Annotated in this window: 26 protein-coding genes; 7 read left to right on the top strand and 19 right to left on the bottom strand. The window is 55.7% G+C overall.

Annotated elements, in window-relative coordinates; all coding sequences use genetic code 11:
- Position 1: 1 nt before the first annotated feature.
- From GRX64_RS07340 to GRX64_RS07310, 7 genes are all read right to left on the bottom strand, one after another.
- A complete protein-coding gene (locus GRX64_RS07340; protein WP_166265375.1) occupies positions 2 to 289 on the bottom strand; it encodes a F0F1 ATP synthase subunit C in 288 nt (95 codons plus the stop codon).
- Positions 289 to 981 carry a F0F1 ATP synthase subunit A gene (locus GRX64_RS07335; protein ID WP_166265372.1) on the bottom strand — a complete coding sequence of 231 codons (693 nt, stop codon included), beginning with the start codon at positions 979 to 981 and terminating at the stop codon, positions 289 to 291. Before GRX64_RS07335 ends, GRX64_RS07340 begins: the two co-directional genes overlap by 1 nt.
- Positions 972 to 1,280, bottom strand: coding sequence for an ATP synthase subunit I (locus tag GRX64_RS07330; protein WP_166265369.1), 309 nt, complete (start codon positions 1,278 to 1,280; stop codon positions 972 to 974). The genes GRX64_RS07335 and GRX64_RS07330 overlap by 10 nt, the downstream gene beginning before the upstream one ends.
- On the bottom strand, positions 1,264 to 1,584 hold the full coding sequence (locus GRX64_RS07325; protein WP_166265366.1) for an AtpZ/AtpI family protein: 321 nt from the start codon (positions 1,582 to 1,584) through the stop codon (positions 1,264 to 1,266). Before GRX64_RS07325 ends, GRX64_RS07330 begins: the two co-directional genes overlap by 17 nt.
- A complete protein-coding gene (locus tag GRX64_RS07320; protein WP_166265363.1) occupies positions 1,581 to 1,991 on the bottom strand; it encodes an ATPase in 411 nt (136 codons plus the stop codon). The genes GRX64_RS07325 and GRX64_RS07320 overlap by 4 nt, the downstream gene beginning before the upstream one ends.
- Complete coding sequence (gene atpD, locus GRX64_RS07315) at positions 1,988 to 3,379, bottom strand: F0F1 ATP synthase subunit beta (protein WP_166265360.1); 1,392 nt, start codon at positions 3,377 to 3,379, stop codon at positions 1,988 to 1,990. Before atpD ends, GRX64_RS07320 begins: the two co-directional genes overlap by 4 nt.
- 76 nt (positions 3,380 to 3,455) lie before the next feature.
- Complete coding sequence (locus GRX64_RS07310; protein WP_166265357.1) at positions 3,456 to 3,599, bottom strand: hypothetical protein; 144 nt, start codon at positions 3,597 to 3,599, stop codon at positions 3,456 to 3,458.
- 500 nt (positions 3,600 to 4,099) lie between these two features.
- Between GRX64_RS07310 and dusA the strand changes: the two genes are divergently transcribed.
- From dusA to GRX64_RS07285, 5 genes are all read left to right on the top strand, one after another.
- On the top strand, positions 4,100 to 5,134 hold the full coding sequence (gene dusA, locus GRX64_RS07305; protein WP_427901651.1) for a tRNA dihydrouridine(20/20a) synthase DusA: 1,035 nt from the start codon (positions 4,100 to 4,102) through the stop codon (positions 5,132 to 5,134).
- 154 nt (positions 5,135 to 5,288) lie between these two features.
- Positions 5,289 to 6,224, top strand: a complete 936-nt coding sequence (gene tal / locus GRX64_RS07300; RefSeq protein ID WP_166266016.1) for a transaldolase — start codon at positions 5,289 to 5,291, stop codon at positions 6,222 to 6,224.
- Positions 6,225 to 6,265: 41 nt separating this feature from the next.
- Complete coding sequence (locus tag GRX64_RS07295; RefSeq protein WP_166265351.1) at positions 6,266 to 6,727, top strand: tellurite resistance TerB family protein; 462 nt, start codon at positions 6,266 to 6,268, stop codon at positions 6,725 to 6,727.
- Between the two features lie 13 nt (positions 6,728 to 6,740).
- Entirely contained in the window at positions 6,741 to 7,865 is a 1,125-nt protein-coding gene (locus tag GRX64_RS07290) for a 3-deoxy-7-phosphoheptulonate synthase (protein ID WP_166265348.1), read from the top strand.
- A complete protein-coding gene (locus GRX64_RS07285; protein WP_166265345.1) occupies positions 7,865 to 8,656 on the top strand; it encodes a glycerophosphodiester phosphodiesterase in 792 nt (263 codons plus the stop codon). Before GRX64_RS07290 ends, GRX64_RS07285 begins: the two co-directional genes overlap by 1 nt.
- Positions 8,657 to 8,705: 49 nt before the next feature.
- Here GRX64_RS07285 and sthA read toward each other — a convergent pair whose 3' ends face one another.
- The 10 genes from sthA to GRX64_RS07235 form a co-directional block, all read right to left on the bottom strand.
- On the bottom strand, positions 8,706 to 10,097 hold the full coding sequence (gene sthA, locus GRX64_RS07280) for a Si-specific NAD(P)(+) transhydrogenase (protein ID WP_166265342.1): 1,392 nt from the start codon (positions 10,095 to 10,097) through the stop codon (positions 8,706 to 8,708).
- A gap of 105 nt (positions 10,098 to 10,202) precedes the next feature.
- The gene (gene nqrM, locus GRX64_RS07275; protein ID WP_166265339.1) at positions 10,203 to 10,430 is read right to left on the bottom strand and encodes a (Na+)-NQR maturation NqrM; all 228 of its coding nucleotides are present in this window, start codon (positions 10,428 to 10,430) and stop codon (positions 10,203 to 10,205) included.
- 9 nt (positions 10,431 to 10,439) lie between these two features.
- Complete coding sequence (locus tag GRX64_RS07270; RefSeq protein WP_345790068.1) at positions 10,440 to 11,465, bottom strand: FAD:protein FMN transferase; 1,026 nt, start codon at positions 11,463 to 11,465, stop codon at positions 10,440 to 10,442.
- 21 nt (positions 11,466 to 11,486) lie between these two features.
- Positions 11,487 to 12,713, bottom strand: coding sequence for an NADH:ubiquinone reductase (Na(+)-transporting) subunit F (gene nqrF / locus GRX64_RS07265; RefSeq protein ID WP_166265333.1), 1,227 nt, complete (start codon positions 12,711 to 12,713; stop codon positions 11,487 to 11,489).
- Between the two features lie 38 nt (positions 12,714 to 12,751).
- Positions 12,752 to 13,360, bottom strand: a complete 609-nt coding sequence (nqrE, locus tag GRX64_RS07260) for an NADH:ubiquinone reductase (Na(+)-transporting) subunit E (RefSeq protein ID WP_166265330.1) — start codon at positions 13,358 to 13,360, stop codon at positions 12,752 to 12,754.
- A complete protein-coding gene (locus tag GRX64_RS07255) occupies positions 13,360 to 14,025 on the bottom strand; it encodes an NADH:ubiquinone reductase (Na(+)-transporting) subunit D (protein ID WP_166265327.1) in 666 nt (221 codons plus the stop codon). Before GRX64_RS07255 ends, nqrE begins: the two co-directional genes overlap by 1 nt.
- A gap of 1 nt (position 14,026) precedes the next feature.
- On the bottom strand, positions 14,027 to 14,833 hold the full coding sequence (locus GRX64_RS07250; RefSeq protein ID WP_166265324.1) for a Na(+)-translocating NADH-quinone reductase subunit C: 807 nt from the start codon (positions 14,831 to 14,833) through the stop codon (positions 14,027 to 14,029).
- Complete coding sequence (locus GRX64_RS07245; protein ID WP_166265321.1) at positions 14,826 to 16,031, bottom strand: NADH:ubiquinone reductase (Na(+)-transporting) subunit B; 1,206 nt, start codon at positions 16,029 to 16,031, stop codon at positions 14,826 to 14,828. The genes GRX64_RS07250 and GRX64_RS07245 overlap by 8 nt, the downstream gene beginning before the upstream one ends.
- Positions 16,032 to 16,035: 4 nt before the next feature.
- Positions 16,036 to 17,382, bottom strand: a complete 1,347-nt coding sequence (locus GRX64_RS07240; protein WP_166265318.1) for a Na(+)-translocating NADH-quinone reductase subunit A — start codon at positions 17,380 to 17,382, stop codon at positions 16,036 to 16,038.
- A gap of 364 nt (positions 17,383 to 17,746) precedes the next feature.
- The gene (locus GRX64_RS07235; protein WP_235937574.1) at positions 17,747 to 19,204 is read right to left on the bottom strand and encodes a glyceraldehyde-3-phosphate dehydrogenase; all 1,458 of its coding nucleotides are present in this window, start codon (positions 19,202 to 19,204) and stop codon (positions 17,747 to 17,749) included.
- 213 nt (positions 19,205 to 19,417) lie between these two features.
- On the opposite strand from GRX64_RS07235, the gene mfd reads away from it, so the two are divergent.
- A complete protein-coding gene (gene mfd, locus GRX64_RS07230) occupies positions 19,418 to 22,945 on the top strand; it encodes a transcription-repair coupling factor (protein WP_166265312.1) in 3,528 nt (1,175 codons plus the stop codon).
- 97 nt (positions 22,946 to 23,042) lie between these two features.
- Complete coding sequence (locus GRX64_RS07225) at positions 23,043 to 23,891, top strand: CsiV family protein (protein ID WP_166265309.1); 849 nt, start codon at positions 23,043 to 23,045, stop codon at positions 23,889 to 23,891.
- On the opposite strand, the gene GRX64_RS07220 is transcribed toward GRX64_RS07225, so the two are convergent.
- Together GRX64_RS07220 and GRX64_RS07215 are read right to left on the bottom strand one after the other, a co-directional pair.
- Entirely contained in the window at positions 23,863 to 24,645 is a 783-nt protein-coding gene (locus GRX64_RS07220) for an S-methyl-5'-thioinosine phosphorylase (protein ID WP_166265306.1), read from the bottom strand. The two genes, GRX64_RS07225 and GRX64_RS07220, sit on opposite strands and share 29 nt — an antisense overlap.
- Positions 24,645 to 25,955, bottom strand: coding sequence for a mechanosensitive ion channel family protein (locus GRX64_RS07215; RefSeq protein WP_166265303.1), 1,311 nt, complete (start codon positions 25,953 to 25,955; stop codon positions 24,645 to 24,647). The genes GRX64_RS07220 and GRX64_RS07215 overlap by 1 nt, the downstream gene beginning before the upstream one ends.
- Positions 25,956 to 25,972 lie beyond the last annotated feature (17 nt).

The raw sequence follows: 25,972 nt of genomic DNA, 5'->3' as shown, positions 1-25,972 counted from the left end.
TTTAGCCCGCGGCTTCCGTTGTCGCGTGCAGGAAGCGTTCCCAAAATGGATTGGCGAACAGCACGATCATGGCCACAACGAAGCAATAGATGGCTGTTGATTCGATCATTGCCAGGCTCACAAACAGGGTGCGCGACAGTGTCGAGGCCGAATCAGGCTGCTGGGCGATGCCGTTCATCGCGGCAGCGGCTGCCCGGCCTTCTCCCAGGGCGGGGCCAATAGCGCCAAAAGACACCGTCAAACCCGCAGTAAAAATGGAAGTAACCGCAATCAGTGCCAGGTCCGTCATCAGCTTTGCTCCTTTTTTATCGGCTCACCGGGTTTGGTTGTCGCCAATGAGATATACACGGTCGCTAACACCGCAAAAATGTAGGCCTGGATCAGGCCCGTCAACAACCCCAGCGCGTCCATGACAACCGGAAAGAAAAACGGCGCCAGGCCCAGTAAAATACCCGCGATGACGGCACCACTCATCACGTTCCCATAGAGTCGTATCGACAATGATAGGCCCCATGAAAACTCACTAATGATATTGAACGGCAGCATGATGACCGATGGCTGAGTATAGGATTTCAGGTAACCACCCAGCCCTTTCGTCGAGATGCCAAAGAGGGGCACGGCAATCAATACAGACAGGGCCAGCGCTGCGGTGGTGGATAACGACGCCGTTGGCGGCGAGAAACCCGGCACCACCAGCAATAGATTTGAGGTGGCGATGAACAGAAACAGCGTGCCCGAAAAATATAGAACATGGCGGGACGCATGTCTGGCGATGTCCTCTATCTGACCCTGAATCACCGTTACGATCACTTCCAGCGCCGTCCGCCAGCGGTTTGGTGGCACATCGGGTCGCAGGTTCCGTGTAATGATGATCGACGATCCCGTCAAGATCGCCATGACGACCCAGGTGTACACGATGGTTTCGTTGAAACCGAACCCCCCGATGGTAAAGACGATTATTTCATCCGGCATCAGTTGCATCCGTCCTCCTTCGCCTGCGGCAATCGGGCGATCAGCGTGGCAACCAGCCGCACTGAGAAAAAGGCTGCTAAATAGCCGACGAACGCCCACCCATCATGGCCATCGCCGACGGCCAGCCAACCCAGCCCGAGCAGCAGGGAAATCCGGACAGCGGCGCTGGACAACAGAACCAACATGGGCCGAGTCGTGCGCAATGCCAGCCGCACACTCCATGCAAGACCGGCAAAAAACAGGGAACTGGCCACCGCACCGATCCAGAAACCGTGATACAGCGCTCCCCAATCAGCTGTGATCGTCATCACTGCCTCCGTCGTCGCTGTCGTTCTGTCTTTCCTTGCTGACCCAGGCCCAGGCAATAAAACCACCCAACGTCACACCACCAAGAATCAGCGCGATGGTCCAGGGGAAAGCCTGCCGCAAGGTGTGGTCCAGCCACATACCCAAAAATGCCCCGGCCACCGTCGGCACGGCCACCGACCAACCGATTATGCCGAAGGCACCCAAGCCCCGGAGCGGACTCGTTCCAGGGTTGTCCCTGGCACGCTGGAGACGTTGGGCATGGCGGCCAATATCCTCTTCGGGCGTGCTCCGCCGGCCTGTCATGGCATGGGTCTCCGTAGTTCGGCAAACCGTCGCACCATGCCTGCCTCCAGTCGGGAGAGCGCCGATCGGGCCACACGCTCGTCTTCATCCATCGCAATAAAGTCTCGGTAGACCGTACCTCTGATCGACGCAAGGTCGTCGCCACGAACCCCTCGCCGAACCGCCACATCAACGCGATGCCCCTTTTTCACCAGGATGCCCTCGTCAATACCAAAGATCAGTTCCCCGCCGTCCACTTTGGTGAGAATGAGCACCGAGGGCACCAGTGCGGTGATGAAATCAGTATGGTTTGGCAGCATCCCGAACGCCCCGTTTTCCGCCACCGCGTACAGTTTGCAGACTCGACCCTGATAAAGGTTTCGTGTCGGCAACCGCAGCGAGGCCGTCATTTCAGCTGCCGTGCTCATGCCACCGCCTCCAGATCCGTCAGACTGCCAATCATGTAATAGTCACCTTCGTTGCGGTCAAAATGGCTCTGATTGAGGATGGTTTCACACCCATCGAGGGTGTCTGCAATGGCCACCCGCTTACCGGTGGTGCCAGTGAATGAGCCAGTGGTAAAGAAGGGCTGGGTCAGAAACCGCTCGAGCCGGCGAGCGCGGGCAACCGTCATGCGATCGCCCGCCGACAATTCCTCAATCCCCAGCATCGCGATGATGTCCCTCAGCTCTTCATAATCTGCCAGCGTCCGGCGAACCGACCGGGCAATATCGTAATGACGCTGCCCGACCACCGCTGGGGTCAACATGACCGACGACGAGGTCAGCGGATCAATCGCAGGGTACAGACCCTCACTCGCGCGCTTGCGGGACAGCACCACCGCACCGGAAAGATGGGAAAATATGTGGGCCGCCGCGGGGTCTGTAAAGTCATCGGCAGGCACGTAAACCGCCTGCACCGAGGTAATCGCCGCCCGATGAGTGGAAGCAATGCGCTCTTCCAGTTCCGCCAGCTCGGTGGCCAGTGTCGGCTGATAGCCTACCCGTGATGGCATTCGTCCCATCAGGCCCGACACTTCTGATCCTGCCTGCACAAAGCGGAAAATGTTGTCGATCAGCAGCAGCACGTCCTGGTGCTGATCGTCACGGAAAAACTCCGCCATGGTCAGGGCGGTCTTACCGATCAGAAATCGCACGCCGGGCACCTCGTTCATTTGACCAAACAGCATCACTGTCTTGTCGCGAACGCCGGCCTCGCCCATTTCCCGGTAGAGTTCCTCCGCCTCCCGGGAGCGCTCGCCGATTCCGCAGAACAAACTGACGCCCTTGTGGTGTTGCACGGTGTTGTTGATCAGTTCGGTAATCAACACGGTTTTCCCCACTCCAGCACCACCAAACAGACCGGTCTTGCCACCCCGCTCCAGCGGCGATAGCAGGTCAATCGCCTTGATGCCGGTTTCCAGTATGGTGCTGCGGACCACGCGGTCCTCCAGCAGCGGTGGGGCATGGTGAATCGAGCGTAAGTCGTGACAGACCGGGGCAGGTTTCCGATCGATGGGCGCACCGAAGACATTGAGCATGCGGCCCAGCACAGCGTCACCAACCGGCACCCGAATCGGTGCACCGGTGGCCCGCACCGGCATCCCCAACCCCAGCCCTCTCACCGGAGCCAACGCCATGCATCGGACAATACCGCCGTCCCGGAAGGACGACACTTCCAAGGCAATTTTGCCGACGTACAAAAGCTCACGAATATGAGGCTCCGGCGGCGTAAACCGGACATCCACAACACCGCCCCGGATGGCTGTGACGATACCGTCGCCCCTCGGGGGCTGAGCATGATTTTCCTCTGCCATTCCTGACCCTCCTGACGGTTAGCCGTTAGCTGTCAGCCATCACCCGGGCTCCGCCGATGGCAAACCCCATGACAGGCTAATAACCGGCGACGTTGACGACTGGAATAAGAATGGCGCCGATTGCATTCATCACACCCAGGAACAAAACGAACAGTGCCACATCAATGGCGTTGGCTACCCGGCTATCGGGACTGTCAACGCCCCCTGTCCGCGCCAGCATGGCGTCGGCGAAATCCTGCGGCCTCGGGACAACCGTCTGGCACGTGCCCGCCACGGCAACCTCGCGCCCGCCCCCTCGTTCACGATGAGGTCGTACTGTCCGGTCGGAATAGTCCAGATTCGCGCGGCAACCATGGTAGCTAATAAAAACAATAGGATGGATGCGATTGAAAAGTGGGATGCCAATTCCTGATCCCGATTTTTTGATGGGGCGCATTGTCATCCATGTCGCACAATCCTTTGTGGATCAATTACCAGTGTAATCACGTGGGCTGGCGGTCCTTTGATTCACATCAATATCCTGATAGCACCGGCCAACGGCGGGATGGCCCAGGGGGCCCATGACTCGCCCACCACGGCAATATAAATGCCCGAACACGGTCGAGCACACCGGTTGCGTCGATGGGGGCAAGACTTGTACGGCCATTCCCCGGCGCGGGCACCGACACTCGCACAGAACGATCGTTTTTCATTCAGCGCCAAGTCAGTATAATTGGCGCCATAACCGATCAACCGGAGTTCACTGGTTTGCCCGCTACCTCCAATACGCTTTCCCGTCGCTTCTGCGTCGCGCCGATGATGGACTGGACCACCCCCCATTATCGCTATCTGGCACGCTTGCTCAGCCGCCATACACTGCTGTATACCGAGATGGTGACAACCGGTGCCTTGATTCATGGCGATACGTGGCGCTTCCTGCACCACAATGCGGCTGAATACCCGCTCGCCTTGCAGCTGGGAGGGAGCAATCCGGAGGAGTTGGCCCATTGCGCGGCCTTGGCCGAACAGGCGGGGTTCAGCGAAGTAAACCTTAATGTCGGCTGCCCCAGTGACCGGGTTCAGAATAATATGATCGGCGCGTGTCTGATGGCGCATCCGGACAAAGTTGCGGAGGGTGTTGCCGCCATGAAAGCCGCTACCCAACTGCCGGTGACCGTCAAACACCGCATTGGTATCGATGGCCGGGAATCCTGGGATGATTTGTGCCAGTTTGTCGAAACAGTGGCGGCGGCTGGCTGTGAAACGTTTATTGTTCATGCCCGTATCGCCATACTCGAGGGCCTGAGCCCCAAAGAAAACCGAGACGTGCCGCCGCTCAAGTACGACTGGGTCTATGAACTGAAAGCGCGTTACCCGCACCTGGAAATCATCATCAACGGGGGCATAAAAACGGTCGACGGCTGTCAGGAGCACCTGACCAGGACCGATGGCGTCATGCTCGGCCGAGAGGTGTATCAAAACCCCTGGTTGTTGGCGAGCGTCGATCCGATGTTTTTCGGCCAGCCCGCCCCCATTGCAAGCCGGCATCAGGCATTGCGTGCGATGTTTCCGTTTATTGAATCGGAACTCGCCCGTGGCGTGTACCTTGGCCATATGTCCCGTCATCTGCTGGGACTTTTCCACAGTTGCAAGGGCGGGCGTCAGTACCGTCGACACATCAGTGAGAATGCCCATAAACCGGGGGCCGGGCTTGAGGTGCTGGAGACCGCGCTGGCGAAAGTGCCCGAATGGGACCAGGAACCCCTGTCCGCGTGATTACTTATCACTAACGTATCTTGTTCCTGTCAAATCAGCCGGTTATTGTAGGTGTATTCATTGCCAGGACCTGACAGACCGTGGGCCTGGCCAATAACAACACCGATCAGGGCGACGAAACGTGACAACCAGTAAGCTTGAGCAATTAAAAGCCATGACCACCGTCGTGGCAGACACCGGTGACCTTGACGCCATCGCACAATGGCGACCGGAAGATGCCACCACCAACCCATCCCTACTCCTGAAGGCCGCCGCCTCCGAAGCCTACCGCCCAATGCTGGATGCCGCGATTGACGGCGCCCTGCAGCGCGGCGGTTCAGACCGGGACCAGCTCAGTTATGCAACCGACTTGCTGGCGGTTATGGCGGGTGAAAAGATTCTCAAACTGATTCCGGGCGTGGTGTCCACGGAAGTGGATGCGCGATTGTCCTTCGATACCCCGGCCACCCTCGCAAAAGCACGACGGCTGATTGAACTTTATGACAGCCGAGGCGTGGACCCCAGCCGGGTACTGATCAAGATCGCATCGACCTGGGAAGGCATAAAAGCGGCCGAACAACTCGAAAAAGAAGGTATCCACTGTAATCTGACCTTATTGTTCTCGTTTGCCCAAGCGGCGGCCTGTGCAGAGGCGGGCGCCTTCCTGATTTCGCCCTTTGTCGGGCGCATCCTTGACTGGCACGTCGCCAACAGCGGCCAGAGTGCGTTTGCCCCGGCAGACGACCCTGGGGTTCTGTCGGTTACCCGAATCTACAATTACTACAAGGCCCACGGTTACAACACCGTTGTCATGGGCGCCAGCTTCCGTAACACCGGGGAAATCGAGATGCTGTCTGGCTGCGATCGGCTGACCATCAGCCCGGCATTGCTGCAATCGCTGCAAGACGATACTCAGAACCTGCCGCGCAGGTTGTCACCGACCAATGCTCACAGCGCTGACAAACCGGAAACTATGACCGAATCGCTGTTCCGCTGGCAGTCCAACGAAGACGCCATGGCGACTGAAAAACTGGCCGATGGCATTCGACGGTTTACCGCCGACCAGATTGAGTTGGAAAGCCGGGTCAAACGAATGGCCAATGTCGCCTGAATACAGACCAATGTAATACAGACAATGGATCCGACCACGCTATGATTGACTTGTTGAAACAGTTGCTTGCCCCGGACGCCCAAGGCAGTGACAAGGACCAGAAGCCCGACCGCAAACAGCTGGCCATCGCTGCAACCGCGCTCATGGTGCAATTATCGCAAGTTGACACCGATGAGGATGACCGCGAACTCCAGACCATTGTTGACTGCGCGGTGCGGGCACATGAGGTCACTTATGACGAGGCCCAGGCTATCCTTGAGGACGCCCGTTCGCAGGCGAACGACGCCACGTCTCTTTACGAGTTCACCGAGCAGCTGAACAAACTGCTGGATCAGGATGGCAAGCAAGTAATATTGGAAAGCATCTGGCGTGTTGCCTTTGCCGACGGACGCATCGACAAGTACGAGGAACACCTTATTCGCCGGATGGCGGATTTGTTGCATCTTAATCACCGCGAGTACATGCAGTGTCGCCACAAAGCGGAACAGGCAACCTCATCCTGAAGGAGCAGATCCAATGTTAGCCATTCTTTACCCGGATACGCCCCTCGAAAGCGACGCTTATCGCGAAACCATGCACTTTCTGGAAAATTTGCCAGGCGTTTCGCTCCGCGTGCACGAGGTTCAGGGTGCGCAACAGAAACTCACCGAGGTGTATCTTCTCGGTGAGACCAAGTCCCTCGACAAAGACGAAATTTCTGCCCTGCCCGCAGTCGAACGGGTGATTCGTATATCCGACGATTACCGGATCCTGGGCCGTCACCGCGATGATCAACGCCAGAGCGGCTTTACCTATAACGGTGTCAATTTCGGGCAGGACAACCTGAATGTGTTTGCAGGGTTGTGCGCAGTCGATATTCCGGAGCACGTCGAAGCGATGATGAGTGCCCTGCAACAACATGGCCAGGTCTGCACTCGCATGGGAGCCTACAAGCCCCGCACCAACCCCTATTCGTTTCAAGGCCACGGCAAGGGTTGCTTGCCCTGGGTGTTTGAAACTGCGGGCAAATACGATCAGAAAGTGATTGCTATGGAGATTACCCATGAGAGTCACATCGAAGAAATTGATACCTGTCTGGAAAAACTCGGGCGACCAACCGGTGTCATGCTGCAAGTGGGCACTCGCAATACTCAGAATTTCGAATTGCTGAAGGCCATCGGTCGACAAAACACTTACCCTGTCCTGCTCAAGCGGGGTTTCGGCATCACTTTGAATGAATCGCTGAACGCAGCGGAATATCTGGCCAGCGAAGGCAACGCCAATGTCATTTTTTGCCTCCGGGGCATGAAAACCGAGGCCGGACTGCCGCACCGGAACATGGTGGACTTTGCCCATGTGCCGACGGTTAAACGTTTAACCCGCATGCCTGTCTGCATTGATCCCTCGCACTCGGTGGGCAGTCGCGACCGTGCACCGGACGGCATGCTGGATGTCATGCACGCAACCGCACAAGGCGTCATTGCCGGTGCCAATATGGTATTGGCCGATTTTCACCCAAAACCTGAAAAAGCATTGGTGGACGGGCCTCAGGCGCTGCACATGGATGAATTGTCAGCCTTTCTGCAAGACATTGAGCTGTGTCACAACACCTGGAAAAAGCGTCAGGCCCTGTACAGCGGCCGACAAGGAACGAATCAATAATGATTATTTATGGTCACCGCGGAGCCAAAGGCGAGGCTCCGGAAAACACTCTGGCCGGTTTTCGTCACGCTTATGGGCAGGGTATCCGTCATTTTGAACTGGACCTGGTGCTCTCCAAGGACGGCGTTCCCGTGGTCATCCACGATCTCACGCTGGAGCGCACCACCGGCAAAGTTGGCAAGGTTGCTGAGACCACCTCGGAAGACCTCACCATTCTGGATGCGCGCAAAAATACCACACCTTGGCCCCGCGCCACAGGCGTTCCAACGCTCAAGGACGTCATGGAAGCTTGCCCGGATTACCTCCACTTGCAACTGGAGGTGAAGAGCGACAACCGACACCGCCTTAACATCCTATGCAACCGCCTGACCGAACTGATACAGCGCAATCAGCTTCATGATCGGGTTGTGGTCACATCTTCCGATACCCGGTTTTTGCAGGAAATTAAACGACGTGACAGGAATACCAAAACCGGGCTGGTGGCGGATAAACGCTTTCCGAATTCCGCCAATCTGGCCGCCCGTCTCAAGTGCGAATACTTGTGCCTTAACTGGCGAATCTGCTCCACGGCCCTGGTCAAAAACGCCCACCTGAGAAACTTGCATGTCTCGACCTGGACGGTCAATCGCATACAGGACATGCTTGATCTGGAAACCAAGGGTGTCGACAGCATCATTACCGATTACCCCACCAGTTCTCGCATTTTCTTTGATAACCGGGCTGACACCAACCTCCGGTTACCCGGCCGTCTAGGGAAAGAACGTGGCGATCAGGCCGTACCGGCCTCTTAAACAAAAAAACCAGCCCGGTACGGGCTGGTTTTTTGTCAGCTAAACTCCGTTAAAAAATACGATTCAATCCGTTCAACGCCGCAACGCGGTAGGCTTCTGCCATGGTGGGGTAATTGAACGTCGTATTGATGAAATAGTTCAGAGAGTTAGCCTCCCCCGCCTGATTCATGATCGCTTGGCCAATGTGCACAATCTCCGCTGCCTGATCACCAAAACAATGGATGCCCAGAATTTCCCGAGATTCCCGGTGAAAGAGAATCTTCAGCATACCGACCGCTTCTCCGGTGATCTGCGCCCGGGCCAGATCTTTAAAGAATGCCTGACCGACCTCGTAGGGCACCTTGGCTTCGGTCAACTCGCGTTCAGTCTTGCCCACCGAGCTGATCTCCGGAATGGTGTAAATACCAGTTGGCACATCGGCCACATAACGGAAATGATCATCCCGAACGATATCAGACGACGCAGAACGCCCCTGGTCGTAAGCCGCGCTGGCAAGACTCGGCCAACCAATAACATCGCCTGCCGCATACACATGCGAGACGGCGGTGCGGTAGTGATCGTCCACTGCCAACTGGCCGCGGCCATTGGGCTCAAGCCCGATATTCTCCAACCCGAGACTGTCCGTATTGCCGGTCCGGCCGTTACACCAAAGGAACGCGTCCGCCCGGATTTTCTTGCCCGACTTCAATGACAGCACGACGCCTTGATCGTCACCATCAACGGAAGCGTACTCCTCATTGTGACGGACCAGCACTCCGTTATTGCGCAGGTGGTAACTTAGCGCGTCGGAAATTTCGTCGTCCAGAAAGGACAGCAGCCGACTACCCGGGTTAATCAGATCGACTTTGACACCCAGGCCTGCAAAAATTGACGCATATTCGGAACCGATGACACCCGCACCATAGATAATCAACGTTCGGGGGGTGTGAGACAAATTCAATATGGTATCGCTGTTGTATATTCTGCGATGGCGAAAATTGACATCTTTAGGCAGGTAGGGCCTGGAACCGGTCGCAATGACGACGCTTTTGGTGTTGAGAATCTCAACGCTCTTGCTACCACGAACTTCAATCCGGTTACCATCCAGAAAGTGGGCGCGACCATTGTGCAGGTCGACCCGGTTGCGCGCATAAAACTGCGTTCTCAGCTTGACCTGCTTGCCAATCACTTTCTGAGCATTCTGCAACACCCGCGGAAATGAGAACCAGCGAGGCTCACCAATGTCCCGGAACATCACGTTGGTATTGAAGGTGATGATCTGTTTGACCGAATGACGCAGAGCCTTTGAAGGAATCGTGCCCCAATGTGTGCAGTTGCCACCGACCGTTTGTTTGTCTTCGATGATCGCGACTCGTTTACCGCTTTTCGTCGCATTCATGGCCGCACCTTCCCCCGAAGGACCGGCTCCAATAACGACAACGTCGTAATGATGTTCTGCCATTAGCGCAGTGACTCCTTATCTACGTCGTATGCTTAGGTGTCTAAGATTGGTCAGTAGGTCTCTCCGACCGCGAGATCTCACGTTCGGGCCTTAACCCTGACGCTATTACTTGGTTGCGTCGTACGACAGATCGTCGCGTTGATTTGCCAACCGTTCATTTTCTTCTTCACACTTTTTGGTGTTGCCACCGCAAATATCACAGGCCTGGTCCAATCCCAATGCCCCGATACCACCGCAGGTCCCGCTGATCGGTTTGCGGCCCAGAATCACACCAATGGACATGGCAACCAATAAAAAACCCACAATCAGAAAAACCATTAGAAAGGTACCCATATCCCCTCCTTATTTCGTCAAATACGATGAGAAAGCAGGTGTGTAGTGAACTTCAAACTCCTGCTCTCCACGAATAATAAAATAAACCGCGATATTTTCTCGCACTGCCAATGCGTTTGCGCGTTCATAACCCATGACGTTAAACGCGGTCGCCAAGGCATCCGCTCGCATGGTCGTGTCGGCGATGACCGTCACCGACGCCAGATTATGCTCGATTGGCCGGCCGGTTTCGGGATTTATTGTATGCGAATAACGCTTTCCTGCCGATTCGTAATAGTTACGATAGTCTCCCGACGTCGCCATCGCGCGGCTTTCTAGCGCCACCACCCGGCTAATTTGCCGCTTCTGATCGACCGGTGACTCGATGGCAAGGCGCCAGGCCTCGCCATTGGGCTTACGGCCATGAACGCGGACCTCACCACCGATTTCTACAAGGTACGCTTCAACGCCTATTTCCGAAAGGTACGCGGCCACAGCATCGACGGCGTACCCTTTGGCAATCGCTGATAAATCAAGGTACTGCCGGGACAGCGCCCTGACACTGTCAGGGTCAGATCTCAACTCAAGCTTTTCGTACCCAATGCTTTGCAGACGGTTTTCCAGCAGCGACGGTTCCGGTACCTGGTTTGGCCTGGCTTCCGGCCCAAAGCCCCAAAGATTAACCACGGGCCCGACCGTAATATCAAACGCACCCTGGCTGAACTCCGAAATTTCCTGGGCGGCAGCAAGCACTTCATAGAAGGGTTCCGACACTGGAAACCATTGGGACTGATCATCAGCGTTGTTAAAGCGCGACAGCTCCGAATCGGGACGCCAGGTCGACATGGAGGCGTCGATGCTATCAAGAATGTCGGATATGCCGCTGGACAATGTTTCCAACTGGTCGGGATCGTCGGTCAGTACCACATCAATGTGATATTGCGTGCCAAAGACCGGCCCGGAAATTTCCCAGATTTTTTCTTCGGGCTCAAACGAACAGCCCGCCAGGGCTGTGACGATCACCAGTACCGTCACGACCAAGGCGGGCCGAATCACACAGGATGTCATAAGTCGGACTTAACCCCCAAAGTCATCCAGCATGATGTTTTCATCTTCCACGCCCAGATCTTTCAGCATCTTGATACAGGATGCGTTCATGATTGGTGGCCCGCACATATAGAACTCGCAATCCTCTGGTGCCGGATGATCTTTCAGGTAGCTTTCATACAGCACGTTGTGAATGAATCCGGTCGGCCCCTTCCAGTTGTCAGCGGGCAAGGCATCCGAAAGCGCAACGTGCCATTCAAAATTGTCATTTTCTTCCGCCAGCTGGTCAAAATCTTCCACGTAGAACATTTCACGAACGCTTCGGGCACCGTACCAGAAGCTGATTTTACGCTTCGAGTTCAGGCGTTTGAGCTGATCAAAAATGTGAGAACGCATGGGCGCCATACCGGCACCGCCACCAATGAACACCATTTCGGCTTCGGTTTTCTTGGCGAAGAATTCGCCGAACGGCCCCATCACGGTGACTTTATCGCCAGGCTTCATGCTGAACACGTACGTCGACATAACGCCGGGCTGGTGATCCGTGCCCGGAGGCGGAGTGGCAATCCGGATATTGAACTTCAGCACACCCTTTTCTTCAGGGTAGTTGGCCATCGAGTAGGCTCGGATGGTCTCTTCTTTGTTCACACCCTTATAACGCCAGATGTCGTGCTTGTCCCAATCCTCGTGGAACTCTTCCTCGATCACAAAATCCTTGAAATTGATTTCGTAAGGCGGGCATTCCAGCTGGACATAACCACCGGCACGGAAATCGACTTCCTCACCTTCCGGCAGTTTCAGAATCAGCTCTTTGATGAACGTTGCGACGTTGTGGTTGGAAACGACCTCGCACTCCCACTTCTTAACACCGAAGAATTCTTCCGGTACTTCTACCTTCATGTCCTGCTTAACAGGCACTTGGCAGGACAAACGCCAGCCTTCTTTTTCTTCCCGGTTGGTAAAGTGGGTCTTTTCGGTTGGCAGCATGGCGCCACCCCCTTCAAAGACTTTACACTTACACTGGGCGCAGGTACCGCCCCCGCCACAGGCAGACGACAGGAAAATACCATTGCCGGCCAGCGTACCTAACAATTTGCCACCCGCTTCCGTTGTCAGCGTGTGCTCGGGATCGTCATTGATTTCAATAGTCACGTCACCAGTACTAACCAGCTTCGAGCGTGCCGCAAGAATGATCGCAACCAGCGACAGCACGATAACAGTGAACATGACCACGCCGAGAATAATTTCAGTATTCATGGTCTCGCCTTTTCGTTAGATCGAATCACCGGATTGGGTTACAGAGAGATGCCGGAAAATGACATAAAGCCAAGTGACATCAGACCCACCGTGATAAACGTTATACCCAGGCCTCGCAAACCTTCGGGTACGTCGCTGTACTTGAGCTTCTCTCGGATACCGGCAAGCGCCAGGATAGCCAGCGCCCAGCCGACACCCGCACCGAAGCCGTATACCAAGCTCTCACCGAACGTGTAGTCACGCTCGACCATAAACAACGACGCGCCCAGAATGGCACAGTTAACGGTAATCAGCGGAAGAAACACGCCCAGCGCTGCGTAGAGCGCAGGGATGAACTTATCCAGAACCATTTCCATGATCTGAACAAGTGCCGCGATTACACCGATATACGTCAACAATCCGAGAAAGCTCAGATCAACTTCAGCAAGCCCCGCCCAATCAAGTGCGCCCTCGCGAAGAATGTTGTTGTATATCAGATTGTTAACAGGAACAGTAATGGTCAGTACCACAACCACTGCAATACCCAGACCCGAGGCCGCTTCGATTTTTTTCGAGATGGCCAGAAAGGTACACATCCCGAGAAAGAAGGCCAGCGCCATGTTCTCAACGAACACGGCTTTCAGGATTAAACTAATATAGTGTTCCATCAAAAGGCCTCCTTGGTCTTGTGACGAGACATCTTGTAATCAGCCGCTTCCACTTGTTCCGGCTTCCAGGCACGCAGTCCCCAGATGATCAGACCAATAATGAAAAAGGCACTCGGTGGCAGCAACAACAAGCCGTTCGGCACATACCAGCCACCCTCATTGACCACCGGCATCAGGGTGAAGCCCATCAGCGAGCCTGAGCCCAGCAATTCGCGGAAAAACGCCACCACCAGCAGTAATACTGAATAGCCAAGGCCATTACCGATGCCGTCGAGAAAGCTCAGCCACGGGCCGTTCTTCATCGCAAAGCCCTCGGCACGGCCCATGACGATACAGTTGGTGATGATCAGACCGACAAAGACCGACAGTTGCTTGCTGATCTCGTAGGCATAGGCCTTCAGGAGCTGATCGACAACGATAACCAGCGAGGCGATGATCGTCATCTGCACAATGATCCGGATGCTGTTCGGGATCTGGGTCCGTACCAGCGATACCGCAAGGTTAGAGAATGCGGTCACGGCAATAACCGATGCCGCCATAACCAGCGTCACACTCATGCTGGTGGTCACCGCAAGCGCTGAACATATCCCCAGGATCTGCAAAGCGATCGGGTTGTTGTTTATTATTGGTTCAAAGAGAACCTGCTTGGCTGAAGCATCGGCCATGTCAAACCTCCCCTTGACGAAGTTTTTCCAGGTAAGGCGCGAAACCACGATCGCCCATCCAGTAATTTACCAGTTGCTGAACGCCTCGACTGGTCAGTGTGGCACCGGACAACGCATCGACCTTGTGTTCTTTATCGCGGGTATTGGCGTCTACGCCACCTTTTACCAGCACGATTTTAGGCTCGGTTTTGTTGTCCTCGTCGTAAAGCTCCTTGCCAGTCCACAACGATTTCCAGCGAGGGTTGTCCACTTCGCCGCCCAGCCCTGGCGTTTCTGCATGCGCGTAAAAGCCGATACCTTCAATGGTGTTTGCGTCCCCTTCAAGCGACATAAACCCGTACAGCGTTGACCAAAGCCCGTAACCATGAACCGGCAACACGACCCGCTGAAGTTTTTCCCCGTCGCGCAGGACAAATATCTTGACGACATTGGGGCGGCGCTTGATCCCTGCCTTGTCTTCCGAGGCCGGAATGTTTTTCGACAATTGCGGGTTCGAGGCAGCCTTATACTGGTCGTATTTCATCGGATCTTTTACGCCAACCACCTGCGGTTCAACGTACTCCCCCGAATCCAGATCAACAAGACGTACTTCAAAGCGACCAAATTCAGTTTCGATCTCATCTGCACTCATGCCGGGCTTCAACATACCCGCAGCGGACAGAATATTGGATTTGATGTCCAGGTTCTGATTGGTCACTTGTGCGGGGCGCAACATCACTGCCGCGGCGGATACCACCACCGAGCAAACAATGCACAGTGCCAGTGCCACCATGACCGTCCTGGAGACAGTTTCTTTCTGTTTAGCCACGGGCAAGCCTCCGTTTGATATTGGCCTGAACCACATAGTGGTCCATCAGCGGTGCAAAAAGGTTTGCGAACAGAATGGCCAACATAATGCCTTCCGGGAACGCCGGGTTGATCACGCGAATGAGGACCGTCATCACACCGACCAGAATGCCGAAGCACCAGCGGCCCGTGTTCGTCATGGCGGCCGAAACAGGGTCGGTTGCCATGAACATCATGCCGAACGCAAAACCGCCCACCACCAAGTGCCAGTATGCCGGCACAGAGAACATGGGGTTCGTCTCAGATCCGACCACATTGAGCAACAGGCTCATGGCGATCATGCCGATTAATACGCCGCCGACAATTCGGTAGGAAGCGATTTTCATGATCAACAGGATAACGCCGCCGGCCAATACCGCCAGTGTTGATGTCTCGCCCATGGAACCCTGGATGGAGCCCAGGAATGCCGACATCCAGCCGATCTGCTGCTGCAGAGCTTCCACGCCGCCGCTCGCCGCCCAACTCAGTGCGGTAGCGCCAGTGAAACCGTCGACAGCGGTCCAGACCGCGTCACCGGAAATCTGTGCCGGGTAGGCGAAGTACAGGAATGCACGACCAGTCAGCGCCGGGTTCAGGAAGTTCTTGCCGGTACCACCGAACACCTCCTTACCAATCACGATACCGAAGCTGATGCCCAATGCGACCTGCCACAGAGGGATCGTCGGCGGACAGATCAAGGCAAACAGAATGGACGTGACAAAGAACCCTTCGTTGATCTCATGGCGACGAACAGTCGCGAACAGGACCTCCCAGAAACCACCCACGACGAAGGTCACGAAATAGACCGGCACAAAATAGGCCGCGCCGTAGATCATGTTGTCCCAAATACTGCCCGGGTCGTTCCCCGCGAGCGCGCTGATAAAGGCGGTGCGCAAGGCACCATCACCCATCAAGGCGCCGGGATTGGTTGCCAGATAGTCATTGGCCTGAAAACCAATGTTCCACATACCAAAGAAAATGGCCGGGAATGTACACAACCACACCGTGATCATAATCCGCTTGAGGTCAATGCCGTCGCGGACATGCGACGTGGTCGACGTCACCTTGCCAGGCGTGTAGAAAATCGTATCGACGGCTTCGTACAGCGCATACCAGCGCTCATACTTGCCACCTTTCTCAAAGTGATGCTCGATACCATCGAGATACTGTCTGATAGCCATTCGTTTAGCCCTCGATCTCGATACGGGTCAGATTCTCACGGAGAATCGGGCCGTATTCATATTTACCCGGACACACGAAGGTGCACAGCGCGAGATCTTCCTCGTCCAGCTCCAACGCACCTAGCTTCTGGGCCGTCTCGGTATCCCCAACAATCAACGAACGCAGTAACTGAGTGGGGAGAATATCCAGGGGCATGATCTGCTCGTACGCACCTACCGGCACCATAGCCCGCTCACTGCCATTGGTGGAGGTGGTGAAATCAAACAACCGACCTTTCATCAACTTCGACAGATAAATATTCAACACCGAGAACCGACGCGGACCTGGCGACAGCCAACCCATGAATTCGCGCTTGAAGCCCTCTTCGAGCAGTGAAACCTGATTGGCGAAACGTCCCAGATAAGCACACGGGCCATCCGCTCGGCGACCGCCAAAAACGGAACCCGAAACAATGCGAACATCGCAATCACTGGCGATTTCGCCCTCCAGCAACTCGGGCAAACACGCACCGATGCGGGTCCGAACCAAGCGTGGCTTCAGCGCCTTGGGGCCACCCACGGCAATAACGCGTTCAACCGGCAATTGGCCGGTTTCAAACAATTTGGCAATATCAATGACGTCTTGGTAGCCAATGCTCCAAACCACTTTGTGGCCCGCAATGGGGTCAAGGTGGTGAATGTGGGTTCCCACATTGCCCGCAGGGTGCACGCCATCGAACTGGTGGACTTCGACCATGTCCGATTTCGGAACCGGCACGTTCGAACCCGGCTTGCCAGTCACAAAGACTTTACCCGTGGTGAGCTTGGTCAGAATGCTAAGGCCTTGCTCAAAGGCCGCGCCGTTCTCCCCGATAATGACGGTTGGGTCCGCCGCCAGGGGATTGGTATCCATCACAGAGACAAAGATGGAGTGCGGCGCCGAATCGATCTCGGGGACCTTGCTGTATGGACGGGTTTTAAAGGTCGTCCAAAGGCCCGATTCAATCAGATTATCAACGACCTGCTGGCGCTCTAGCTCAGCAATATCGCTGGCACTGTAATGAGCAAACGTCTCGGCTTCATCGCCGTCGACCTCAATCACAATCGATTGGAAGACGCGACGCTCTCCACGATTGATTTCTTTCACCACACCAGCGGCGGGTGAAGTATAACGAACACCTTCGGTCTTCTTGTCCGTAAACAGCAGCGTACCGCGTTTGACGCGATCCCCTTCTTTCACAGCCATCGTCGGCTTCATGCCGGTGTAGTCAAAACCGATCAATGCCACGTGGCGGACGGTTTTGCCATCGCTAATGGTCTGCTCAGGAGCGCCGCTGATGGGAAGATCCAGGCCTTTTTTGATTTTGATCATTAGCCTCGCCCAGTCATCAGAAACTTTTCTGTGGATTTGTAACGTCTGCTCCAGTGACTCAGGTCTTCAACTTGGCAATTCGATGCTGATTTCAAAGCAACTTGGCAGCAAACAGATCGTTAAAGTGATCAAAACTGCGCCAAAAGGAAAAGATGAGAACTGGGTGACAGACATACCCAAAATCGCGCCAATTATAGAGACTCAGGGCGGCCATTTCCACCAGAACCACTGAGACTTTGTGCCTAAACGTAACGAATTCGACGCTTTATCCCGCCCTAAAAAACGAACCCCCGGGGTAATAGACCACCAGGGGTTCGTTTGACAGTCATTCGCACCGACAATTCAAGGCACGATTAGCGGTGATCTAACGTGCCCGCGATGGAAACACCGGATAGTCGACCCCTGCCATCTGATTCACCACACGGATAACCTGGGCACTGTAACCCGCCTCATTGTCATACCATACATAGAGGATCAGCCTGTGGCCACCCGCAATGGTTGCCTGAGCATCGACAATACCGGCGTGACGCGAACCCACGAAGTCGGTCGAAACCACTTCCGGTGAATTAACAAAATCGATCTGCTTCTGCAGGGACGAATGCAGGGCCATCTCGCGCAGGTATTCATTAACCCCCTCAACCGTGACTTCTTTTTTCAAATTGAGGTTCAGGATTGCCATGGACACATTCGGTGTCGGCACCCGGATCGCGTTACCGGTCAACTTGCCCTTCAGCTCTGGCAACGCCTTGGCAACGGCTTTCGCGGCGCCTGTTTCAGTGATCACCATGTTCAGGGGTGCACTGCGACCGCGGCGACTGCCTTTGTGGTAATTATCGATCAGGTTCTGGTCGTTGGTGTATGAGTGCACGGTTTCCACGTGACCGTCCTCAATGCCGTATTCGTCACAAATGGCTTTCAGTACCGGGGTAATGGCGTTGGTGGTACAGGATGCCGCTGACAGGATACGGTCATCTTCTGTAATCCAATCGTTATTAATGCCGTGTACGATGTTCTTGATGTCGCCTTTGCCCGGGGCCGTCAGCATCACGCGACTCACACCCTTGGACTGAAGGTGACGGCCAAGACCGGCTTCATCACGCCAGATACCGGTGTTATCGATCACGATCGCGTTATTGATGCCGTACTGGGTGTAATCCAGGGTATCGGGACCATCCGAGTATATGACTTTGATGTAGTTACCGTTGACGATCAGCGCGGAGTCTTCCTCATCAATCGTGATGGTGCCATTGAAGGCGCCGTGCACCGAATCACGACGCAGGAGACTGGCCCGCTTTTCAAGGTCGTTTTCAGCGCCACCTTTGCGGACCACAATCGCCCGCAACCGCAGGTTGTTACCACCGCCGGCTTTTTCGATCAGGATACGAGCCAGCAAGCGACCGATGCGCCCAAAGCCATAGAGCACGATGTCTTTGGTGTCGTTTTCGGCATCCTCAATTGACTGATCGCTGTATTTGCCAACGATTTCGCCGATTTCCGCCCGCAGGAAGTCTTCGACTGATCCTTTCCGGCCTCCATTGACGTACTTGACCGCTAACTTGCCAATATCAACATGGGCGCGCCCGAGTTCCAGCCGATCCATCGCTTCCAGGATGGGCAGCGTGTCATGAACAGAAAGCTCGCTTTCTTCCACTTGGCGAACAAAACGATGCGAACGCAGGATACCGATGACCGACTGGTTGATCACCGCGCGTCCGTAAATGGACGTAACAATGTTGTTCTTGCGGTAAAGGCGACCGATCAAGGGGATCATAGCCTCTGCGGTAGATTCCCGATTCGTCCAATCGGACAGGTGCTCATTCATCTGGTCTTGACTCACGCTTAAACCTCTACAGTTAGCACTCAAAAAATTGGGCGCATATTATCCAATTTAAAAGCTGTAATCGCAAATGACAGCCTAAACCTGCTCGCCGAAGACGTGCCATGACAGCGCCACGCCGGACCGCTAGAATAGGCGACCTTTGATTCTTCTCCGGACCAAACCCCGGATGTTCACCTCAGGAGCAGCACGCCACCCATGTCACAAGGCACTCGCCCAAACGCGCTCAAGCCGGTAGGTCAGCAGACGATGCTGGCACCTGCGTTTCCCACTAAGACCGCAGACCATCGTATCTGGAGCAACCTTTACGGCAGCAGCGAGGCCCTCGCAATCTGCGAGAGCGCGCGACAACATCACGGCCTGACATTGGTGGTGACACGCAGCACCGACGAGGCAATTCGGCTCGAACAGGCGATGCGGTTCTATCTGGGGCTCTCCTTTGACGAGGATCAGCCCGCGATCACCGAAGACGGCCTGGAAGTGCTGTCGTTGCCGGACTGGGAAACCCTGCCCTACGACTTGTTCTCGCCCCACCAGGATATCACTTCCCGGCGCATACGGACCTTGCATCGACTGCCGCGCACCAGCCATGGTGTGCTTGTTGTGCCGGCCCGGACGCTGATCCATCGCCTGCCGCCGGTCGCCTACCTTCAAGGTAATACGCTGTTATTGGAAGTGGGTCAAACCCTGGAGATTGACCGTTGGCGACTGGACCTGGAAGCAGCCGGTTATCGTCACGCAGATAATGTCTATGAGCATGGCGAGTACGCTGTCCGTGGAGCGATCCTGGACATTTTCCCGATGGGTGCCTCCCAGCCTTATCGGATTGATCTGTTCGACAACGAAATAGAGACACTGCGCACCTTTGACCCGGAAACCCAACGTTCAATCGATCGAATTGAACGCATTGAACTGCTGCCCGCCAATGAGTTTCCCTGGCACAAAGAAGCACGGTCCGGATTCCGGAACCGGTGGTTTGAACACTTTCCCCACGCCGATAAGAACGCCCCAATTTACCAGGATGTCACTCAGGCCATTACCCCACCTGGCATTGAATACTACCTACCGCTGTTTTTTGATCACACAGCGACGTTATTCGATTACTTGCCCGAGGACACCCAGGTCTTCACCGAACCGGAACTGGAGCAGGCCATTGACCAGTTTCAAACCGATGCCAATTCCCGCTATGAGGAGCGGCGCCATGACCGGTTCCGCCCCATCCTGGCGCCCGCACAATTATTCCTGTTAAAAGAAGAGCTGTTCGGCCTGATCAAGCACTTCCCGCGGGTAACCCCACGCCACGAGCCAGACGATCAGAGCGGCGCCCGGCAAACTATGTGCGCCGCCGCCCCGCTGCCCAACGTAGCCATGGATGGGCGCGCCAAGGATCCAGCGCAGCGGCTGAGGGACTTTGTCGCCCACTTTGACGGCCGGGTACTGATCTGTGCCGAATCCTCTGGCCGTCGCGAAGCATTGATCGACAGTCTGACCGAGAACCGCCTGAAGCCCGAAACCGTCGACGGCTGGCATGGATTCATTGCAGATCCCCAATGCAGGCTGGGCATCACCGTGGCGCCGATGGAAGACGGCCTGCTGCTGCTCGACCAGCAACTGGCGCTGATTACTGAGACGGCTCTGTTTGGCGAGCGGGTGCTGCAACGTAGGCGACGGGAAAAGCCGACCGAACTGAACGATTCGGGTTATCGCGATTTGTCCGAACTGCGGCTCGGTGCACCTGTGGTTCACATTGATCATGGGGTCGGCCGTTACCGGGGTCTTGAATCCATTACCATCGAGGGCGAAGCGGCCGAGTTTCTGATGCTGGAATACGCCGGCAGCTCGAAACTGTATGTGCCCGTCTCCAGCCTACACCTGATTTCACGCTATACCGGCAGCGATACCGAACACGCGCCGCTGCACAAGCTCGGCACCGACCGCTGGAGCCAATCCAAGCAAAAAGCGCTGGAGAAAATCCGTGATACCGCCGCGGAATTGCTCGATGTGTATGCCCGCAGGGAAGCCCGGCAGGGCTTCCAGTTCGACAACCCGGAAGAGTCTTACCGGGCTTTCTCCGCCGGCTTTCCTTTCGAGGAGACGCCAGACCAGGAGGCTGCCATCGACGCGGTGATCGCCGACATGACCGGCGAACGTCCGATGGACCGACTGGTGTGTGGCGACGTGGGCTTTGGTAAAACCGAAGTCGCCATGCGGGCCGCTTTCATTGCCACCTATTCAGGCAAACAGGTCGCGGTGCTGGTTCCTACCACCTTGTTGGCGCAACAACACTACGAGTCATTCCGGGACCGGTTTTCGGAGACCCCGGTCACAGTGGAACTGCTCAGCCGTTTCCGCAGTGCCAGCCAGACCAGCACGGCCATGGAGCGCATCAGGGAGGGCAAGGCCGACATTGTCATTGGCACCCACAAACTGATTCAGGGCGATGTCAGATTCAAAAATCTCGGCCTGGTAATTATCGATGAAGAACACCGCTTCGGCGTGCAGCAAAAAGAACGGTTCAAAGCCTTGCGGGCGGAAGTCGACCTACTGACCCTGACCGCGACCCCGATTCCCAGAACCCTTAATATGGCGATGGGGCACCTGCGCGATCTATCCATCATTGCGACCCCGCCCGCTCGCCGCCTGTCGGTCAAAACCTTCGTGCGCCAGCGCGAAGAGGCCATGGTCAAAGAAGCGATTCTGCGGGAGATATTGCGTGGCGGTCAGGTGTACTTCCTGCACAACGAAGTGAGCACCATCGAGAAAACCGCCGACGATCTGCGGGCACTGATTCCCGAAGCCCGCATTGGTGTGGCGCATGGGCAGATGCGTGAGCGAGAACTGGAGCAGATCATGTCTGACTTCTACCATAAGCGCTTCAATGTCTTGATTTGCACCACCATTATCGAGACTGGCATCGACATTCCCAGCGCTAACACCATTGTCATCGAACGAGCGGATAAATTTGGGCTGGCCCAGCTGCATCAGCTTCGTGGGCGGGTTGGCCGTTCTCACCACCAGGCCTACGCCTACCTGTTAACGCCACCACCAAAGACGTTGAGTAGCGACGCCCGCAAACGCCTCGAAGCTATCGCCGAGGCTCAGGATCTGGGCGCCGGATTTATGTTGGCCACCCATGACCTCGAAATACGGGGCGCCGGAGAACTGCTTGGTGAGGAACAGAGCGGCCAGATCGAAGGCATCGGGTTTAGTCTCTACATGCAACTGCTGGACGAAGCCGTTACCGCCATCCGGGAGGGCCGCACCCCTAATGCCGAATTGCCTCTAAGCCACGGCACTGAAATGAACCTTCGAATCCCGGCACTGATTCCAGACGACTACCTGCCGGACGTTCATAACCGCTTGATGTTGTATAAACGAATTGCGAGTGTCGGTACCAAAGACGAATTAAAAGAACTTCAGGTTGAGATGATTGACCGCTTCGGTTTGCTGCCCATTCCGGCAAAAAATCTGATGCGTCAGGCCGAACTCAGGCTGCGCGCAGAAACGCTTGGCATCACCAAAGTGGACGCTGGCAAGGAATGGGCACGCCTGGAGTTCGGCACTTCAACACCGGTTGACCCGCTGATTCTGGTTAAGAAAGTGCAACAATCACCGGACCAATTCCGACTGGAAGGAGCCAATAGCTTCAGGTTCCGGCTGAAGGATACATCCACCGATGGTAAACTCGACGGCGTGGCGACTATGCTGGGGCAGTTATCGCCTTGAACGAGCGGTTGCTCGCACACGCCTGACACGTATTCATGAAAACATCGCCACCGTTAGAGACAGCGTATCCGGGGCGGTATAACTGTGGAGAACACCTTTGCGATTCTTTGGCTCCCTGCTTACCGGCCTATCGGCCAGCACCTTGTCCATCATGCTACTGACGTCAACACAGGCATTTGCCCAGGATACCAGTGCAACTGTCGCTGGTGCCGACGCGCTTCAAGATAATGACAACGCCTACCGTGCGGAAATCGTCCTGCTGAAACGCAAAGCGGGAGCGAGCACTTCCGCCGAGAAAATGGCCAGCCGACACCCGGAACAGACTGACCAACAAACGGAGCCCGCTGAAAAGAAGCTGTGGGTGCTGGGTCCGGACAATGTGCGCCAAAGTGATCTTGAGCTGGTACCACGCAATGAGCTGTACCTGAACAGCGCCATCGAGCGGCTCGAACGCAGCGGTCGCTTCAATGTGTTAATGAGTGCCGGCTGGTATCAGTCATTCCCACCAGATTATAAAGGAGCGCCTTTGCGCGTTGAGCTGGGGGATTGGCTTGAAGGCGCTGAGCAACGGGAAATTGAAGGTCGCATTACCATCGAGCGGTTGCGCTTTCTGCACGTGAACGCCGAGCTCAATCATTGGCGCCGGGCAGACCCCGACCCTGCGGCGCCCCTCGACCCAATGGGTAATACCAACGTCCGCGATGGCGCTGCTTCGACGTCACCGGTTCAAGACAACAGCAGTGACATCGTGCTCACCGGCGGTGATATGCAAGCAGAGTCATCCGCACTGCAAACATCCAAATTGCCAACCGAACTGGTTACCTGGATTCGCGAGACGCGCCGTATGCGCAGCGAAGAAATCCACTTCCTGGACTCCCCCACCATTGGCCTTCTGGTGTTCTTCAAAAAAATTGAGCCTACTGAGGACTCGCCCCCAGGAAACTGACACTGCGCTCGAGCATTGCCTTAACGCCCGCCATGCCTTGATCGATGGCCGCCTCTATCTCTGCCATCGTGATGATGTGATCGGATTTTCCGGCGGCCCAGTTCACCACCAAGCCCAGACAGACATAGTCCAGCTGGAGCTCAGCGGCGAGCGCCGCCTCGGGCATACCGGTCATACCGACGATATCGCAGCCATCCCGTTCCAGCCGTGCCACCTCCGCGGCGGTCTCCAGCCTTGGCCCCTGAGTCGCGCCATAAACACCGAAATCAGAATGGGACAGAGCCAACGCCTGCGCCGACTCAATCAGAATCCGGCGCGCCGATTCCGTGTAGGGAAAACTGAAATCGATGTGCGTCACCGCGTCCAGGTCTCCCTCCCAAAAGGTGTGACCACGCCCCCAGGTGTAGTCAATAATTTGATCCGGAATGACAATGTGCGCGGGCCCCATGTCGCCATGAATGCCCCCCACCGCATTGACACCCACAATGACTTTGGCGCCCACATGGTTCAGTGCCCAAAGGTTGGCGCGGTAGTTGACCTGATGGGGTGGAATTCGATGAGGGTGCCCGTGGCGAGCCAGAAACACCACCGGCTGGTCTCCCAGCTGGCCAAAAACCAGGGGCGCTGAGGGCTCGCCCCATGGGGTTTCAACGATCCGCTCGCCGGTGGATTCGAGCCCGTTCAGGGCGGTGAGCCCTGTGCCCCCGATGATGCCGACCAGAGTCCGGTCAGGCGCGGCGTTGTCCGTAGTCATCACTCTTCGTCCCCCAGATCGGTGTCGCTGCCAGCCGATTTGGCGGAGCCGGGCCCAGACTTCGAGCGCACGGTCGCGGAAGAATCCGTTACAGAGGCCTCGCTGTCGTCGCTTTCATCCGTGCGGCTATCAGACCTGGGTTTCTGCTTGTCATGGCCGGGCGGGCGTTGTGAGCCAGCCTGATCGTTGGTGTCACTGTTGATTCCAGCCAACCGGACTCCATCTGGCAAGTGCAGCGTCCGCGTTGGAAAGGCCACTTCCGCACCGTAACCTTCAATGATCTCACTGATATTGAGCAGTACCGATTGCTTGACCTTGTGAAACTCCACCCAATTGGTGGTTTCAGTAAAGGCATACACCATGATGTCCAGAGACGATGCGTTGAAGGCAAGAAAATTAACAATCAACGTTTGCTCCGCATCGATATCTTCGTGCTGTTCCAGCATGCTACGAATGTCCTCCACAATGGAGGCCACCTGGCTCACGTCCGCATACCGGACACCGATGGTTTCTGATATCCGGCGGTTGGTCATCCGCGAGGGATTTTCCACGGCAATGGTCGTAAAGATGGCGTTAGGCACGTACAACGGGCGCTTGTCGAAGGTACGAATCGTCGTCAAGCGCCAGCCAATCTCCTCCACCGTTCCCTCAATGTTCCGGTCGGGCGACCGAACCCAGTCCCCCACTTTGAAGGGCCGATCCAGGTGAATAATGAAGCCGCCAAAGAAATTCGCCAGCAAGTCCTTTGCCGCAAAGCCAATCGCAATACCACCAACACCACCGAAAGCGAGGACACCGGAAATACTGTACCCCAGTGTCTGCATCACAATCAGCACGGCCGTAATGATGACCACCGCGCGCGAAAGCTTGCTGATCGCCGTGACGGTGGTGTAGTCCATGGGCGTTTGCATCTTGACCGGCGAGGCCAGAATGAACTCACTCTGTTTCACCAGGCGGAGAACGGTCCAGACCAGCAACCAAATAAAACCGAGTTCCAGTACCTTGCCGTTGGCCGAAAATATCTCGGCGTCGGAATATCGGTAGGCGACTTCCGCCGCCCAATAAATACCTTGCAGCCAGACAAACCCAACGGCGGGCTTACGCAGTGCGTGAAGAAACGCGTCGTCCCAAAGATTGGCGGATTTGCTGCACTTTCGTTCCAGTTTGGTGATGATCCGGCTTGCCATAAACGCCACCACCGCGGTAAGCAGTACCAGAGCAAATATCGCAATGCCAATGCGCCAACTTTCCGAGAGGATGTTCCATTGCTCAATCCATGTGTCCAGGTAGGCTGGCGTTTCTTCTAACATGACAATCCTCTCAATGA

The sequence above is a fragment of the Marinobacter caseinilyticus genome (genome assembly GCF_011074955.1).
Lineage (GTDB): Bacteria > Pseudomonadota > Gammaproteobacteria > Pseudomonadales > Oleiphilaceae > Marinobacter > Marinobacter caseinilyticus.
The sequence above is the reverse complement of the archived record's forward strand: the minus strand, read 5'-3'. Positions and strand labels throughout refer to the sequence as shown.